The following is a 17,249-nucleotide window of genomic DNA, read 5'->3' as shown; positions in this document are numbered from 1 at the left end:
TTTATCCACCGGGGATCACAATTTGCGACTGTTCACCGGTGCTGGTGTTTAAGATGGAAATGAGAAGGCCCTGACCCGTTTGCAGAACTTCCAGGTAAATAGAACCAAAAACATAGGTTCCCGGTTTCAGGTCACCGTCACCGAATTTGTCGCCAAAAAGTTTGCGCGACAATTCGTTGAGAATTTGCCGGTTCAGATTATCGGTAAAACTGTCCAGTGAGTTTTGATCACGCAGATTAAGTCCTGTTCTGCTGGTATCGCTGAACTGATTCTGGGCGCTGGCAGAACTCATGAGCCATTGGTAATTAAAAGTGTCGCCACCGAAAGCCGGATTAATAGGCTTGTAGACAAACTGCTGGGCACCGCACCAGAAAACCGCGCACAATGCCAGAGGGATTAATATTGGTTTCATAATATTAATATTTAAATTCTCTGTTGCGCAATTGGTTTTCCGCTGACCATCTGATAATGCCTGCCAGCGCGCGGTCCGCTTCAAATTCCATGGCTTCTTCATCCGGTTTGGTCATGAAGGAATACATGACCTGGTCATCAATAGTAACGTTCACGCGACTGTTACGGCCAAAGGCAGGTAATTCAGTAACGGTAACGGTACCATCAACCTTTCTTGGGATTTGATTGTACTTTTTAAAAAAAGCCTCGTAAAACATTTGGCCCGGCCGTGTTTTGGTCTCGTCGATCGTGATACCCGAAAGCTCGATGGAGGATTCCGGGATAAAACTGACGTTTTTAGAGAAGTAATCTCCGTTAATCTCGAGGCTGTCTCGGGCAATTAATTTGTCGGTCTCGTCATCCTTGATGAGCAGAAAAATTTTAACAGCATCGGCCTTAGCGATCCGGATCGTGCTTTCCGAGAGTGTTTTGCTTTCATGAGGCTTTAGGGAGAATTTGCCGCTTTGTTTGTTACTGGAACTGCCGCTCTTTCCCTGTTTTACGGAGATGAGGATATAATTTAAGGTGTGAAACAGGTCGTCCGTGCTTTCTGAAACAGCACGTATTCTCAGCAGACCTTCACGTGAGTCGGTAACTATTTTCCCCTTCACACCGGACGGCTGCTGTGCAGTAGCCAGTGATGAAGTGCATAGTGCGACCAGAAATGTAATGAGAGTTTTCATTGTTAAGTAGAGTTTTCAAGGGTTGTTTTTCTTAATAATTTCTCATAAAGATGGTCATGTCATTCGCATTGATGTTTATTTTCATTCCCTCCGAAATGCTGTTGCTCCCGGCAATGTCAATATAATTGTTGTTGCCGTTAATGTGGATCTGTGCGTTGGTAGGATAGGAATTGGCATTATTAAAGAGCGTGAGATTTTGATTTCCGTTTTGGATCAGCATCAGTTTACCGTACTCGCGGTCGCGGATATCAGCATGGTTCTGGTTGCCCTGCTGTAAAGTCAGCGTATTATTTTGGGTGCCGGCTGCCTGGGTGTACTGTTCATAAAACTCAACAATATTATGGCTATTGATGTTTTTTACATCAATACTTTGTGCGCCAGACCGGACACTCACAATAATCAGCAATAAAAACAGAAATCTTTTCATCACAAAGAGTAAAGAAGCAGGAGCAGTTGTGCTGCTCCTGCCGGTTGTTGTTAGTTTGATTGGTTTACAGTAAGGGAATTGTTATTTCCGATCTGGGTTCCGTAGTGGAAATGGCCATTACCGCTTTGGTTGATATCAGCGAAGTTATTGTTGCCTTGTTGATAATCATCAGCGAAGTTATTGTTACCGGATTGAGTTTGGTACAATACGTTACTGTTACCATCCTGCCATCCGATCGTTGTATTGTCATTTCCTGATTGATCAGACAATGCATAGTTGAAATCCCCGCTTTGCGTATGGTCAGCGCTATTTCGGTTTCCATATTGGTATTGGTACACGTCGTTCATATCTCCAGTTTGGCTGGAAGTTGCTTCGTTGCGGTTTCCTACCTGATCCTGTACAGCGATATTCCAGAAGCCGTCCTGGGTGGCTTCTGCACGGTTGCGGTTACCATCCTGGTATTGGTATGCTTCATTCCATACACCATCCTGGTCTACCATTGCACGGTTGCGGTTGCCTACCTGCCACTGTTGCGATTCGTTGGCGGTGCCGTCCTGGGTTACTGTAGCTCTGTTTCTGTTGCCGTCCTGATATTGGATTGCAAAGTTGTAATCACCATTTTGATCCACGTCGATTCTGTTGCGGTTTCCAAATTGGTACGAAATATTATCATTACTGTCACCCATCTGGTCCACTTCAATTCGGTTACGGTTACCCATGCTTAGTGCATAGTTTGTGTTATTATCACCTGTCTGGTTAATAAATGCTTTGTTTCTGTTCCCATCCTGGGTCAGCACATTGTCATTCATGTAGCCTGTCTGGTTAATTACACCTTCGTTGTGATTTCCCAACTGAGTAGAAACATCACTGTTCATCTGTCCGTAGGAAAAACCTACTGCAAATAGCGCTAATACGCCAATAGAAAACTTTTTCATGGTTAAAAAATTTTTAGGGTTAGTTTGTGATACAAATGTAGAAGGAGGCATTATGTGAAGCATCACTTTTTTTCTGTAATATGCTAAAATGGTTGTATTACAGGAGATGATTGCGTGAATCAACCCCCGTGTAAACAGGTGTTTCTCGAAACAGACTTGAGGAAGTCGTATTTACTTATCTGTTTTTATGTCATAAATAAACCAGGAAACTATTTTTGTTTCTAAGTTTTCTTTCGTACTTTTGTGCCTGCTTATGGAAAAAAATGAATTTTTAGCGAAAGCCTGTGATTTGTTTCTGGAACATGGCGCCAAAACGCTGACGATGGATGATGTTTCAAAAGCATTTGGAATTTCTAAAAAGACTTTGTACACCAAATATCGAAATAAGGAAGAACTGATCGAAGCTGTATTACATTATAAGCTCGATGAGGTAATCGCAAAGTTGCAACTGCAGAATCAGCAGATCGAGTGCGCGGTAGAACGGATGTTTTGTCGAGATGAGGATATTGATGAACTGGCGAACAGTAATAATTCCCTGCTCATTAAACAACTGATCCGATATTACCCGGCGATTTTTTCCCGACATATGATTGAATTTTCGCACAAGTTTGCCGAGGTTCTTATTCATAATATCGAGAAAGGAAGGCAGCAAGGTGTGTATCGCGAGGATTTCGATGCGGAAGTATATACCAAGTTATTCTTCCAGCTCGTGATGTCACTGGAAAGTTCGCCCTTTATGGACAGTGCGGAAATTGATTTGGTGCACTATAAAAAAGAAACTATGCATTTTTATATGAATGCAATCACCACAGAAGAAGGTAAAAAACTATTAAAAAAATATAAATAATACTGATGAAGAAATTAATTTTCAGTCTTGTATTTGCCAGCAGTTTTCTGTTCGCTCAGGAGCGTGTCCTCACCCTGCCGGAAGCGATTGAATACGCGCTGCAGCATAAAGCAGATGCGGAAAAAGCGCGCCTGGACATTCGAAAGGGTGAAGCCGAGATTGCGGAAGTAAAATCCAATGCCTATCCGAATATTACCGTCAACAGCAGCACGACGTATAACCCACTTGTGCAAGAAAGTTTGTTACCTGGCGAAATATTCGGCGCACCCGGGCAGCAAATTAAAGTTGCTTTTGGCCAGAAATGGACCAGTAGCAATATGGTGCAGCTCACCCAGAACATCTTTAATCAGCAGGTATTTGTGGGTTTAAAAGCGGCCAGATCTACACAGGAATTTTACATAATCAATGCGCAACTCACCGAAGAGCAAATTATTGAAAAAGTTGCGAACGCGTATTTTCAGGTGTATCAGGCGGAACAGATGCTGAACAATGCCGAGAGCAACCTTAAAATCACGAATGAGACCATTAAGATTATTAAAGGTTTATTTGATGCCGGTCTTTCCCGCAAGATTGATTATGATCGGGTAGTCGTTGCCAGGAACAATATTGTCTCAAGTCAAAAGCAACTGCAAAATGCGGTGGAACTGAGTGAAAATGCGCTGAAGTTTATGATCGGAATGCCCATCGCAGAAGAGATTAGTTTACCGGAACAAACTTTCGAACCTTCTTTCCTTGCCGACCGCAGCGCAGATTTTGCCGCGCGTACCGAAGTTAAATTGCTGAACAAGCAAATCGAATTATTGAACTGGAAAAAAAAGGCATCGGAAGCGGAGTACTATCCTACCGTGGCACTGTCCGCAAATTATGGTTTCCTGGGGCAAGGTGAGAAATTTCCTTTATTTTATGGAGAGAAGAACGGCGTTTTCTGGTCTGATCTTGCGTCCATTGGATTGAACATCCGTATTCCGGTGTTCAATGGATTTGCAACAAAAGCCCGTGTGGAACTTAACTCCATTGAGATTGAAAAAGCACAGGCAGACTTGCGCGAAACTACTTTAGGACTGGATCTCGCATATCATAATGCCATTGCTCAGCTGGAAAATAATGAAACCACCATTGGCATGCAGGAGGAAAATGTGAAGCTGGCAGAAGAAGTGCTTTCCAATACGCGAAGCAATTATCAGTACGGCTTGGCGACCTTAAACGATATTCTGGATGCGGAGCGTGACCTCACGGAGGCTAAAAATAATTTAACCCGCGCTCAACTTGATTATAAACTGGCAGAAATTGACCTGCTGAAGTCTCAGGGAAAACTACGAACCTTAAGCGAAATAAACTATTAAAATGAAGAAAAATACATTAATTACCATTCTGGCCGTTGTCGGTATTGCGGTTGCATTCTTTTTTATACTGCAGCGCAACAAAGCCAAGAATGAAGAACACGTAGCTGTTGTAGCAGAAAAGAACACAGATGTGGCCGTGCGTACGGCGATTGTGAAAAAGGAGGAAGTGAGTGGAGAATTCTCCGTAAACGGAACCTTTTTGCCGAACCGTCAGGCGCAGATTGCGGCAGAAATCAGCGGTCAGCTGGTTGCACTGAATGTGAAAGAGGGAAGTTATGTACGCGCCGGACAAAGCATCGGGCGACTGGGCGGTGAAAAGATTTCCGTGAATGTGGCGAATGCCAAAGCCAACCTGGAAAGTGCCCAAATGGCCTTAACCCGTTATGAAAATGCATATAAAACCGGCGGGGTTACGGCGCTTCAGCTGGATCAGGCCCGCCTGCAGGTGAAGAACGCACGCGCACAATTGCAGTCCACCAATCTGCAATCCGGTGACACGAATATAATTTCTAAAGTTTCCGGAATTGTAAATCAGAAATTTGTGGAAGTAGGGAGCGTGGTAGCACCGGGAACGCCGATTATCGAGATTGTGGATATTTCTTCGGTTAAATTAAAGGTAGATGTGGACCAGTCTCTGGTCAGCGATCTGGCTGTTGGTAACACGGTTAAGGTAAAGCCAGACGTTATAGAAGGCACCATCGACGGACGCATTACCTTCATTGCGCCCTCCGCCTCCGGAGCGCTGAAATTCCCGATTGAAATCACGGTGCCGAACAGCTTTAACAAGTTGAAAGCAGGCATGTACGGAACTGCCATATTTACCCGCAGCGGAGATTCTCAGGCGCTTACCATTCCGCGTGAAGCTTTTGTGGGCAGCGTGAGCGACAATCTGGTTTTTGTGGTTAAAAATAACGTGGCCTACCTTACCAAAATCCAAAGTGGAACCAATTACGGTGATAAGGTACAAGTGGTCAGCGGCCTGAAAGCCGGTGATGAAGTGGTGACCAGTGGACAGATTAACCTGACCGACAAAACCAAGGTTCGTAAACTATAATCATTTCCATTCAGGAAACAGAAAAAATATTAAATGAAATTAGCAGAAGTATCGATAAAAAGACCCAGTGTGGTCATCGTGATGCTCGCCTTACTCATCATCGGTGGTTTATTCAGCTATTCACAGCTGAACTATGAACTTATTCCGAAGTTTGAAGTAAAGGTCATCACGGTTGCAACGGTGTATCCCGGAGCCTCGCCCGCCGAGGTGGAAAATACCGTTTCCCGAAAAATAGAAGATGCCGTTTCGGCCTTGGAAGGAGTGAAAAAAATTCAGTCTAAATCCTATGAAAGTCTCTCGGTAGTCGTTGTGCAATTTAATAATGACGCCGATGTGGACTTTGCCTTAAATGAAGCCCAGCGGAAAATCAATGCCATCCGTTCTGATTTACCGGAAGATATTGATGAACCGTCGCTCAGCCAGTTCTCACTCTCGGACCTGCCGATTGTCCGGATGGGTGTTACGGCGAACCTGACCGAAAACGAATTATATGATTTGATTGACAACCGTCTTCAGCCGGAATTCTCCCGTATTCCCGGGGTTTCCAAAGTGGATATCGTCGGTGGGCAGGAACGCGAAATCCGTATTAATCTGAACCAGGAAAAACTGGAAGGATACGGGCTTACCATTCCTCAGGTGCAGCAGGTTATCACCATGAGTAACCTGGATTTCCCAACCGGAAGTTTGCGTACGCGCCAGAACAGTACCCTGATTCGCCTCGCCGGTAAGATTAATTCCGTAGATGAGTTGCGCAACCTGACAATTTCCTCGCAGAACGGACAAAACATCAGACTGTCTGATATTGCTGAAGTACAGGATACGCAGAAACAGGCAGACAAGCTGGCACGTATTAACCAGCAAAATACAATGTTGCTGCAGGTGCAGAAACAAACCGACGCCAACGCGGTAGAAGTGAGCCGTCTGGTACAGGAGAAGATTGTACAACTGGAAGAACAGTACAAAGCACAAAACATTAAGATTACAGTAGCGAGTGATACTTCTGTATTTACATTAAAGGCCGCGAATGCTGTTATCAAAGACTTAGTGATCGCGGTAGGGCTGGTAGCCTTTGTAATGTTGTTTTTCCTGCACAGTTTGCGGAATGCGCTTATTGTAATGGTGGCAATTCCAGCCTCTTTGATTGCAACCTTCATCGGGCTTAATTTATTCGGTTACAGCCTTAACCTTTTGAGTTTGCTGGGACTTTCCCTGGTAGTAGGTATTCTGGTGGATGATGCGATCGTGGTCATTGAGAATATTCACCGGCACATGGAGATGGGTAAAAATAAAGTGCGCGCTGCTTATGACGGAGCTTCAGAAATCGGATTTACCGTAACGGCGATCACGCTGGTAATTGTGGTGGTATTCCTGCCGATTGCTTTAAGTACCGGTTTGGTTTCCGATATTATTAAGCAGTTCTGTGTAACGGTAATTATCGCGACACTGTTGTCTTTATTAATATCATTTACCGTGGTGCCATGGTTGTTCTCCAGATATGGTAAACTGGAAACCATCAGTAATAAATCTTTCTTCGGCCGTATTATTTTAAAATTTGAAGAAGGGCTGACTTGGTTTACACACAAAATTGAAAACCTGCTGAAGTGGAGTCTGCATCATAAAATTAAAACATTTGCAGTCACTTTCCTGTTGTTTGCTTCCTCGATAGCATTATTGGTTATGGGGTATATCGGCTCCGACTTTTTCCCGGGCAACGATAAAGGAGAATTCCTGGTGCAGATGGAAATGCCGAAAGATACCTCTTTGGAAGAAACTAACTTCCTGACCCAACGCGCGGAGAAATATCTGGCAACCAAACCGGAAATCATTAAAATGATTACCTCTGTAGGTTCCGTCAGTGGTGGGATGGGCGCAGTGCAGTCTACCAATTATAAATCTGAAATCTCCGTGGAACTTACAGACAAAAGCGAAAGGGACGAGCCTACAAACGTGTATGCGGCAAGACTGAAACGCGATTTGGAGAAAATTCTGGTAGGTGCGAAAGTAACGACCATTCCGGTTGGCTTTATGGGTGCTGAACAGGCGCCGCTGCAAATGACGATTACCGGAACCACTCTGGAAGATGCCATGGCTTTCGCGAAACAGGCAGAAGCGCAATTGCTGTCGATTGATGGTGCTTCAGAAGTAAAGTTAAGTGTGGAAGAAGGAAACCCGGAAATTTCCGTCACCGTGAACCGCGATAAAATGACTTCGCTTGGTCTAAATGTAGCCACCGTCGGACAGACGCTTCGTACTGCTTTTAGCGGTAATAATGACAATAAGTTCCGTACCGGTAACAATGAATATGATATCAATATCATTCTGGATGAAGCGAACCGAAGCAACATTGAAGACGTACGTAATATTACTTTCATTAATAATGACGGAAACAAAGTACAGCTGGCGCAGTTTGCGGATATTAACTTTACATCCGGACCGGCCTTACTGGAAAGATATGACCGTAGCCCGTCTGTAACCGTTCAGTCTCAAGTGGTGGGTAAAACGACCGGTACAGTGGCTTCTGAATGGGAAGCAAAACTGGCAAACGTTAAGAAACCTGCCGGCGTAAACTGGGTATGGGGCGGTAACATGGAAAACCAGAGCGAAGGTTTCGGTACCCTCGGGGTAGCCTTACTTGCTGCGATTATGCTGGTATATATGATTATGGTGGTACTGTATGATGACTTTGTGAAGCCGTTTATTGTATTGTTCTCCATCCCGCTTTCCTTTATTGGAGCACTGTGGGCACTGGCACTCACCAATCAGAGTTTGAACATCTTTACCATTCTGGGAATCATCATGTTGATTGGTCTGGTGGCGAAAAATGCGATCCTTTTGGTTGACTTTGCCAATCACCGGTTAGAAACCGGGGAAACTATAGAGAATGCGCTGGTGCAGGCCAACCACGCCCGTTTGCGACCGATTCTGATGACAACCATTGCGATGGTATTCGGGATGCTGCCAATTGCGATGGCTACCGGTGCAGCCGCGGAAATGAACAATGGTCTGGCGATCGTGATCATCGGTGGTTTGATTTCCTCCCTGTTCCTGACACTGATTATTGTACCGGTGGTATATTACATCGTGGTTCGCATTGAGAAGCGATTTGAAAAGAAAGAGAAAACAGATTATCAGGACGCGATGACTGCTGACTATGAGCATATCCATCCCGAGAATGAAATCGGTTTTTAATTTAGTTTAGTTTGATGAAGAAGAGAGCTGCTCGTTTCCGGGCAGCTCTCTTTGATTTAAATACGTGTAAACTAAATCTCTCTTTATCTTTCTATAAAGTTTATCTTTAAAATAATACCTTATAACCCGGCAGCTACGATCTTTTTTTGCGCCAGCGTTAAGAATCTTTTAACCAGCAATACTGCCGAAATCGTCAGGCCAAGTCCAAGGGCAATCCACATTCCGAAGGCGCCCATTTTGAAAGTGACGCACAACACATAACCCAGCGGAATGGTAATGATCCAGTAGGCAATAAAGGTGATAATTGAAGGGATTTTCACATCCTGAATACCGCGTAAGCTGCCCAGGGCCACGACCTGCACACCATCCGATAACTGAAACAGCGCCGCAATAATTAAAAGTTTTGAAGCCAGCAAAATAACGGCAACATCCTCCGCCTGGGTGAAGAACGTCGGCAAAATATTGCGCCCTACGATAAAGAACAGACCGCAGAAAAGCATAAAGATAAAGGCAATTTTCAGGTTGTTAACGCCCATCCCTTTTAATCCGACATAATCACCTTCACCGGATTTCCGTCCGATCAATACGGTCGAAGCCACACTGAATCCGATGCATAAATTAAATGTAAATGAAGCCATCGAAAGTGCGATCTGGTGGGAAGCAATGTCCTTAGCAGAAATTAATCCGCAGATGAAAGCAGCGCCCGCAAAAGCCGTTACTTCAAAAAACATTTGCAAAGCAGTAGGGAACCCGATGCGCAGCATTTTGCTGAACATCTGGCGCGAAAAGCCGGTAAACTTAATATAAAACGCTTTAATATACTGTCTGGTTTTTTTCTCTTTTAATAATACATAATAGAGAAATACCACCATAAAAATCCGCGCGATCAGGCTCGCCAATGCAGAACCCTGAACACCCATCGGTGGAAAGCCGAGCAGACCTTTAATGAAAACGTAGTTTAAGGCAATATTGATGACATTGGCAATGATCGTTGCTTTGGTTACCCCAACCGTAAATGACAGTCCTTCCGAAACTTCACGCAAGGTCTGGAACGCCATAAACGGAAGAATGCTGACCGTCATAATCACCAAAAACTTAATTGTATCGGGAATGACTTCCGGCGGCTGATCCATATGATAGAGCAGGGGCATTGCGACCAGCAGCAATATCATGAGCAGTAAACCAATCGTCATATTAATAATAAAGCCATGGCGAAAAACGGAATTAATGGTTTCGTGATCGCCCCGGGAATGCGCCTCTGAAACCAGCGGCGGAATCGCGAGCGAAAAACCAAGCGCAAAGACAAAAATGGAAAAGAATACCGCGTTTCCCAGTGAGACCGAAGCCAGCGCCTGCGCTCCCAGTAACTTCCCGACAATAATATTGTCAAAAAGATTCACGGAAACCTGGCCTACCTGGGTTACCATAACCGGGAGTGCGAGTGTGAGGAGTGCTTTCGTGTACGAACGATTCAGAAAGGCCATAGCTGAAAAAATTTAAGCTGCAAAAATACGGCAAACAATCTGTTTTAGCGGTCGACTTCCTGTTTTAATTGTCTTTGAGCACTTCTGTGGGGAAGCCGAGCAGATTCATCATTTCAATCGCATTGATAATTCCGGACGTTCCGAAGGTATTATTAAAAAATAGAAATACTTCCCGGTTGGCATTCTGCGCTTCAGTTGCGATCTTATCTAAAAATAAATTGTCGTATCTGGATTTAAATAATTGCGGTACGCCGTGCATCCGGTAATATGCAGCCTCCTTATTATTGATAATAAATTCATCGGGGATATTGCCGGGATATGAAACGCCGCAAAAAATAATTCCATGTTCTTCCAGCGTTTGCAAAACTTCTTCCGTCCACCAGGAAATATGCCGAAACTCCACGACATTCCGATAGTGAGGAACTACTGCGGCCAGTACGGACTTTAGGTTTTCAGCCGAGTAATGAAAAGAGGGCGGCAGTTGATACAGAAAGCCGGCCAGCTTGCGCCCAAGATGACCGGAAATATGGTTGCAAAAGTTTTCAGCAAGGTCGCCGATGTTTTCAAGACGACGGGTATGCGTGATTTCCTTTGGCATTTTTATAAAAAACTGAAAATCGGCAGGCGTGCTGTCAAACCATTTTTGCAAGGTTTTCGGAGTTGGCGTTCCGTAGAATGTGGTATTAATTTCCACTGCGGGCAGGTATTGCGCATAAAATGACAAATACTCGCGCGACGGTAAACTATCCGGATAGAAAATCCCCTTCCAGAAGCCGACCGAAAAGGAAGAGCAGCCTACCTTAATTACATTACTCTTCATTATTAATTAATCCATCAGTTAAGGATTGCCACTGGATCTTGCTGCCGAGGAGCATGCCGCCTAAGCCTACCACATAATCCCGCACTTTCTCCACGATGTTTGTTTCTTCTTTGTTTGGTGTTTCATTGCGGGCGTGCACTTCGGCACTGACGCGGGTACCTTCACGCCGGATTTCAAGGTTGTTAGTTGCTTCATCATCGAGGAAATGGGCAACTTCAGTATTACTGTCCAGCGGGCTAGGACTGGGCCGAAGGCGCATATAAACACGTTGCGAACTGCCGAATTGGGTGTCTTCAAACTCCTCTATGCGGACCCAGTCGTAGCCGTCTTTTTCAGTATTGGACAGCAGGGGTACCTGCACGCTGATAAAATCGCCTACTTTGGGAACATGAGGATTTGGATTCCCGTACTGATCACGCAATTCAAATTTAGCCTTTTCGCGTCCGGCAAAGTGATCCCATGAACTCACATTGAGGAAACGGTTTTTCACGCGCCGGAAATATTCTTTCGCGCTGTTCTCGTCGGGCAACACAATGTTTGTATAGGCATTACTCTGTGCGCCGTCTCTTTGTGGTGGAATTTTATCATTCACGGCGGTGCTTTTATTTATTAAATTCTTCGATAATTCTTTTATTAAATGCTGGCAAATCTTTTGGTGAGCGGCTGGTAGTTAGGTTTCCGTCTGTTACCACTTCCTCATCGATCCAGTGTGCGCCCGCATTTTTTAAATCTTTGGAAACAGAATGGTAAGAAGTCATTTTCTTTCCGTCTACCACTTCGGCATTAATTAAAGTTTGCGGTCCGTGACAAATGGCAGCTACCGGTTTTTGCTGGTCGAAGAAGTTCTGGACAAATTTGATCGCGTCCGTATCCGTACGAAGGGTATCAGGATTAATCACGCCACCTGGTAACAGCAACGCCGTATAATCTCCTGCGTTCGCATTTGCTACTGCTTCGTCGACAGGTACACTGTCGCCCCACTGATCATCCTTCATGCCGCGGATGCTACCTTCTTTGAGGCTGATGATTTTTACCTCGGCGCCTGCCTCTTTCAAAGCCTGAACCGGTTTTTCCAATTCTGATTGTTCAAATCCATCGGTCGCCAGCACGGCTACTTTTACGTTATTTAATTCTGACATAATATTATTTTTTGCCTTAGAACAGCAAATATGTTGCCACCAGGAAGACTATATTTTGCGATGATCTTTTCTTTAATATAAAAAAACCGAAGCACTTGGCTCCGGTTATATATTAAATGTAAAACTGTGAAGTTATTTTCGCACAAAACTTTCTACGTCAGCAGCACTTACAGGATTTGATCCTAATATAATGAGTCGTTCCACCACGTTTCTAAGTTCACGTATGTTCCCGGTCCAACTGTAGCTTTCCAATGCTTTAATTGCTTCGTCATCAAACTCTTTCAGAGCTGTGCCGTGTTCATTCGAAATGGCCTTCGTGAAGTGCGCCACCAGCAGTTTAATATCTTCCTTACGTTCGTCCAATGGCGGTACATAGATTTCAATAACAGAAAGTCGGTGGTACAAATCCTCGCGGAACCGTCCTTTCTGAATTTCTTCCTGCATATTCTTATTGGTTGCCGCAAGCACCCGCACATCTACTTTAATTTCCTTATCACTGCCGACCGGTGAGACTTTGCTTTCCTGCAGGGCGCGAAGTACCTTTGCCTGAGCAATCAGCGACATATCCCCAATTTCATCCAGGAAAATGGTACCGTTGTTGGCGAGTTCAAATTTCCCTTGCTTATCTTTGATTGCGCCGGTGAAACTACCTTTCACATGCCCGAATAATTCAGACTCGATCAGTTCAGACGGAATGGCGGCACAGTTGACCTCAATCATCGGGCCCTTGCTTCTTTCGCTCTGTGCATGGATGGCATGCGCGACCAGTTCTTTACCAGCACCATTCGGACCGGTAATCAGTACCCGCGCGTCGGAGCTGGCCACTTTTGCGATCATATCCTGAATCTTTTGTAAAGCCGGCGACTCACCGATCATTTGGTACTTCTTATTGACCTTCTTTTTTAAAGTAGTGTTTTCGTTTTTCAGATGCTGATTGGTTTTCTGCAGATTGCCTTTATCCAGCGCGTTACGCACACTTGTGATCAGCCTGTTGATATCGATTGGTTTTGAGATAAAATCATATGCACCGTCTTTCAGGCAATCCACCGCTGTATCAATATCTGCGTGACCCGAAATCATGACGAAAGTCGTATCAGGTTTTAACTGCAATCCTTGCTTGAGGAGATCCGTTCCGGACATCTTCGGCATTTTAATATCAGACAGGACCAAGTCGAAATCTTCCTTTTCCAGAAATTTATATCCTTCGTGGCCATCTTCAGCTACAGTAAATTCATAATCTGGCAACTCATCGGATAAAATAGAGTGGAGTACACCGGAAATGGCTTTTTCATCCTCGACAATCAAGATTCTTTGCATTAGAAAAATTTTATTTTTTTAGTAAGTTTAATTATTGGAATTTCAGCATCTAACGTAGCAACAATCATACCCATCAGCCCTCATGCGCGGCTGCCGAATATAAGCGAACCGATGCGCACAGAGTTGCTTCCACAGCTAATCGCCAGCTGGAAATCGCCGCTCATACCCATTGATAAAGTGGTTAACTGATAGCGCGCACTGAGCTGATCGTACAAATGTTTTAACATGGTGAATTCTGCTTCAATTTGCTGCCGGTGTTGCGTAAAGGTAGCCATGCCCATCAGCCCTCTTATTTGCGTACCCGGAAAATGGCCTTGCGCATGCTGCATAAGCAGTTCTTTGGTTTCATTAATCTCAAGACCGTATTTCTGGTCTTCCTGTGCGATTTTCACTTGTAGCAGAACATTAATGGTTCGCCCGCATTTCTGCGCTTCCTTGCTGATTTCAGCCAAAAGTTTCTCCGAATCCACACTTTCAATCATATGAACAAAAGGCGTGATGTATTTCACTTTGTTGCGCTGCAAATGCCCGATCAGATGCCAGCGGATATCCTCCGGAAGCACGGCGGCTTTTTCCGTCATCTCCTGAACTTTATTTTCACCGAATACGCGTTGTCCTAGATGATACACTTCCTGAATTTTTTCAACAGGGTGTGTTTTCGATACAGCAACCAACTGCACATTTTCGGGCAATAGATCACGTACCGTTTCGTATTGTTTTTGCAGATCAGAAGGGGTTTGAAGCATTTTTTTAAATAATGGCGTTAAAAATACGGGTTTTTGACGGTTCAGGCAAACGGCTGTTCGCGTGAGGAATTGTGTTTTCTTCCTGTTTATGCATAATAAGGGTGATTTCACTAACTACTTTCCCGAATCCTACGATTACTTTTGCAGCAGGATTGAAAGGAATCTTTCAATTTAATTTTTTTTAAAGTAGTTTCAGACCACCGAATGTCACCATTATGATGAATCTTATCGAATGGGACCAGACCATAGGTTCTATTATTCAGATTTCGCTGCTGCTGATTTTCCTGGCGGCCTTGCTCTGGAAGCATAAACAACTGGGGCGCGGCATCATCTGTTTCATTGCCGGTAATATTCTGATCACCACGACTAATATTGTTATTTTTATCATTCATCAGACAGGCATCGTTTTCCATACGAAAGCACTGTACAGCATTTGCGTGAATTTCGGTTCTTTTCTGATTCTTTTTATTTACTTCCATAAAGTACTGCGGCAGTATTGGTCAAAGGTTATAAATGTGATCAGCATGGTTTGCCTGGTGATTGGCTATTCGCTGTTTGTTTATTTTGAAACTGATTTTTTCAACAGATTGCCAGTAGGATTTTTTCTGTTCGAGGTTGTTCTGCTGATGACCAACATATTTTTGGTGCTGCGGGAAACATTTAATTCAGATAAGATACTATATATAAGGACATATTACCCGTTTTGGGCATGTATTGGCCTGATGGCTATTTATCTAGGAATTACACCGCTGATGGTAATTGGTGATTCTTCCACCAGAATTATTAATGTCAATATATTTTTCCTACTTTTATTTATTGTAAATATGCTGGGATATGCGATATTGTTAATTGGCATATTCGACGCGGAAGGAAAAAACAGTCAGCGACGTGGATCTTACAGAAATTGATTTTGTACTGGGCATCAGCACTTTTATTATCATGATTGTTATTTTGGCCATGGTGATGGTATACGGAGTTTTTATAAAGAAAAAGTCGGAACTGCTGCTGTCACAACAAAAAAAAGAAGCAAGGTTTGAGCAGGAACTGGCAACATCACAGGTTGAAATAAAAGAACAGACGCTTAATTATATAGGACAGGAACTGCATGATGATTTGGGACAAAAATTATCGGTGGCGCGGCTGATGACCAATAAGATTAATACGGCCGGGGACGGTGACCGTGAAGATATCGTTCAGGAAATTAATATGCTGCTGGGCGAATGCATTCAGGATATCCGTAATCTTTCCAAAGTTTTCATCAGCACGCAGGTGCGCAGAATGGGTTTTGTGGAGGCGCTCGAGCGGGAAATTTTTCGCATTGAACGGTTGAACCTGATGCAGGTGGATTACCACAATAATAACCATGAACCGCAGATTGCACGCGAACATGAACTAATCCTCTTTCGGATCGTCCAGGAATGTATTACAAATGTCATTAAGCATTCGCGTTCCAATAAAATGAAAATTACCATCGAGGACAAATTGGAAGAAATGGTAATTACGGTGGTGGATTTCGGTATTGGATTTAGTCAGAAGAATGTAAATGATGGCAGCGGCCTGAAAAATATGAAGAACCGGGCTAAGATTATTAACGCGGATTTCCGCCTTCGATCAACTGCCAATCATGGAACTGAAATAACCCTCACTTATAAAAGAGAACCATTATGGAACCCGTAAAAGTAGCCATTGTGGATGACCATAAGCTGGTCTCCAAAGCCTTGGAAAATATGATTTCCGCCAATGAAGATCTTCGTGTGCTGATGACTTGTTTTAACGGACAGGATTTTGTCAGTTCATTAAAACAATCAGAAGAAAAGCCGGATGTGGTGTTAATGGATATCAACATGCCAATCCAAAATGGTATTGAAACTACGCGCGAAGTATCCGAGCTTTACCCGGACATGAAAATTATTGCGCTCACGATGGAAGATGACGAAGCGACGATCATCAATATGCTTAAGGCCGGTGCCAAGGGGTACTTATTAAAAGACATGTCACCCGAAACCTTATTCGATGCGATTCGTATTGTCCATGAAAAAGGAATTTTCTATACAGATATTGTTACCCAAAGCTTACTTAAAATTAAGACGGAAGAAAAAGCAACCAAAGAAATAACAGATTCGTTGAAAAGCCGTGAGCTTGATTTTATAAAATTATCCTGCTCTGAACTGACGTACAAAGAAATCGCCGACCAGATGTTTGTGAGCCCGCGCACAGTAGATGGCTACCGTGATTCCGTTTTTGCGAAGCTTAATGTGAAAACCAGGGTAGGCATCGTATTGTTTGCAATTAAACACGGGCTTTCTTAGAAATAGGGTGATTTCACGGTTTACTGGTATGATTTCTCACTATATCTTTATACCGGTTCTAAAAGCACAAATGACGAACAAATTTTTTACCGGTTGAAAGACCGGTTTTTTCAGCTTATGTATGTTAAGGAGCGTACGCCATAATTATTAATGGATTTTCTTAGCAGTAATTTTGACAGTATATATATGATTGTTTATTAAAGCTGCATTTTGTCGATTGAACATAGGGTCTTGGAGAAAATAACTTCGTCTATGCTTTATATTTGAACAGTTGGAAAGTAATCGCAATATAGAAATCCTAAATAATTATTTAGTTTAAAGTTTTGGAGCAGAATATCAGCACTTTAAACATTCGTTTAAAATATAAAACGTCAAACCCCTTGCTCATTCAAATAATGTGCCTATTTTTGCAGAGTCAAAAGGAAACGAGTAGACAGCGAAGGGGTACGATTGAGGAAAAGGGGAAGAAGCGCGGTGTTTCAGAGCTTTCAGGAGCTTTGGGATGC

Annotated in this window: 18 protein-coding genes; 8 read left to right on the top strand and 10 right to left on the bottom strand. The window is 43.6% G+C overall.

What is annotated here, in order from left to right; genetic code table 11:
- Window position 1 precedes the first annotated feature (1 nt).
- Genes MVI27_RS00090 through MVI27_RS00075 form a run of 4 tightly spaced genes read right to left on the bottom strand, consistent with a single transcriptional unit; the run spans window position 2 to window position 2,495 of the window.
- Window positions 2–412: a curli production assembly/transport component CsgF gene (locus MVI27_RS00090; protein WP_246958604.1), complete on the bottom strand. Its 411-nt coding sequence runs from the start codon at window positions 410–412 to the stop codon at window positions 2–4.
- Window positions 413–416: 4 nt separating this feature from the next.
- Window positions 417–1,133 (bottom strand): curli-like amyloid fiber formation chaperone CsgH, encoded by a 717-nt coding sequence (gene csgH, locus MVI27_RS00085; RefSeq protein ID WP_246958603.1) that lies wholly within the window; start codon window positions 1,131–1,133, stop codon window positions 417–419.
- Between the two features lie 31 nt (window positions 1,134–1,164).
- Entirely contained in the window at window positions 1,165–1,560 is a 396-nt protein-coding gene (locus tag MVI27_RS00080; protein WP_246958602.1) for a hypothetical protein, read from the bottom strand.
- A 50-nt stretch (window positions 1,561–1,610) separates the two neighbouring features.
- Entirely contained in the window at window positions 1,611–2,495 is an 885-nt protein-coding gene (locus MVI27_RS00075; RefSeq protein WP_246958601.1) for a hypothetical protein, read from the bottom strand.
- Between the two features lie 253 nt (window positions 2,496–2,748).
- Between MVI27_RS00075 and MVI27_RS00070 the strand changes: the two genes are divergently transcribed.
- Genes MVI27_RS00070 through MVI27_RS00055 form a run of 4 tightly spaced genes read left to right on the top strand, consistent with a single transcriptional unit; the run spans window position 2,749 to window position 8,928 of the window.
- Window positions 2,749–3,342 (top strand): TetR/AcrR family transcriptional regulator, encoded by a 594-nt coding sequence (locus tag MVI27_RS00070; protein WP_246958600.1) that lies wholly within the window; start codon window positions 2,749–2,751, stop codon window positions 3,340–3,342.
- 5 nt (window positions 3,343–3,347) lie between these two features.
- On the top strand, window positions 3,348–4,685 hold the full coding sequence (locus tag MVI27_RS00065; RefSeq protein ID WP_246958599.1) for a TolC family protein: 1,338 nt from the start codon (window positions 3,348–3,350) through the stop codon (window positions 4,683–4,685).
- Window position 4,686: 1 nt separating this feature from the next.
- Window positions 4,687–5,739: an efflux RND transporter periplasmic adaptor subunit gene (locus tag MVI27_RS00060; RefSeq protein WP_246958598.1), complete on the top strand. Its 1,053-nt coding sequence runs from the start codon at window positions 4,687–4,689 to the stop codon at window positions 5,737–5,739.
- A 33-nt stretch (window positions 5,740–5,772) separates the two neighbouring features.
- Window positions 5,773–8,928 (top strand): efflux RND transporter permease subunit, encoded by a 3,156-nt coding sequence (locus tag MVI27_RS00055; protein ID WP_246958597.1) that lies wholly within the window; start codon window positions 5,773–5,775, stop codon window positions 8,926–8,928.
- A gap of 119 nt (window positions 8,929–9,047) precedes the next feature.
- Here the strand turns inward: MVI27_RS00055 and MVI27_RS00050 are convergent, their stop codons facing one another.
- From MVI27_RS00050 to MVI27_RS00025, 6 genes are all read right to left on the bottom strand, one after another.
- Window positions 9,048–10,412, bottom strand: a complete 1,365-nt coding sequence (locus MVI27_RS00050; protein ID WP_246958596.1) for an MATE family efflux transporter — start codon at window positions 10,410–10,412, stop codon at window positions 9,048–9,050.
- Window positions 10,413–10,476: 64 nt separating this feature from the next.
- Entirely contained in the window at window positions 10,477–11,232 is a 756-nt protein-coding gene (locus tag MVI27_RS00045) for a DUF72 domain-containing protein (RefSeq protein WP_246958595.1), read from the bottom strand.
- Complete coding sequence (locus MVI27_RS00040; protein ID WP_246958594.1) at window positions 11,222–11,824, bottom strand: hypothetical protein; 603 nt, start codon at window positions 11,822–11,824, stop codon at window positions 11,222–11,224. The genes MVI27_RS00045 and MVI27_RS00040 overlap by 11 nt, the downstream gene beginning before the upstream one ends.
- 10 nt (window positions 11,825–11,834) lie before the next feature.
- Window positions 11,835–12,371: a type 1 glutamine amidotransferase domain-containing protein gene (locus MVI27_RS00035; protein WP_246958593.1), complete on the bottom strand. Its 537-nt coding sequence runs from the start codon at window positions 12,369–12,371 to the stop codon at window positions 11,835–11,837.
- A gap of 132 nt (window positions 12,372–12,503) precedes the next feature.
- On the bottom strand, window positions 12,504–13,688 hold the full coding sequence (locus tag MVI27_RS00030) for a sigma-54-dependent transcriptional regulator (protein WP_246958592.1): 1,185 nt from the start codon (window positions 13,686–13,688) through the stop codon (window positions 12,504–12,506).
- Between the two features lie 80 nt (window positions 13,689–13,768).
- Complete coding sequence (locus MVI27_RS00025) at window positions 13,769–14,434, bottom strand: YggS family pyridoxal phosphate-dependent enzyme (protein ID WP_246958591.1); 666 nt, start codon at window positions 14,432–14,434, stop codon at window positions 13,769–13,771.
- 215 nt (window positions 14,435–14,649) lie between these two features.
- Between MVI27_RS00025 and MVI27_RS00020 the strand changes: the two genes are divergently transcribed.
- The 4 genes from MVI27_RS00020 to MVI27_RS00005 all read left to right on the top strand — a co-directional run.
- Window positions 14,650–15,342 carry a hypothetical protein gene (locus MVI27_RS00020; RefSeq protein WP_246958590.1) on the top strand — a complete coding sequence of 231 codons (693 nt, stop codon included), beginning with the start codon at window positions 14,650–14,652 and terminating at the stop codon, window positions 15,340–15,342.
- Entirely contained in the window at window positions 15,323–16,111 is a 789-nt protein-coding gene (locus MVI27_RS00015) for a sensor histidine kinase (protein WP_246958589.1), read from the top strand. The genes MVI27_RS00020 and MVI27_RS00015 overlap by 20 nt, the downstream gene beginning before the upstream one ends.
- Window positions 16,099–16,743 (top strand): response regulator transcription factor, encoded by a 645-nt coding sequence (locus MVI27_RS00010; RefSeq protein WP_246958588.1) that lies wholly within the window; start codon window positions 16,099–16,101, stop codon window positions 16,741–16,743. The genes MVI27_RS00015 and MVI27_RS00010 overlap by 13 nt, the downstream gene beginning before the upstream one ends.
- A gap of 323 nt (window positions 16,744–17,066) precedes the next feature.
- A partial coding sequence (locus MVI27_RS00005; protein ID WP_246958587.1) for a hypothetical protein occupies window positions 17,067–17,249 on the top strand: 183 nt, incomplete at its 3' end.

This window comes from Chryseobacterium salipaludis (assembly GCF_022968825.1).
Taxonomy (GTDB): Bacteria; Bacteroidota; Bacteroidia; order Flavobacteriales; family Weeksellaceae; genus Kaistella; species Kaistella salipaludis.
This window is presented reverse-complemented; position numbering and strand designations above follow the sequence as displayed.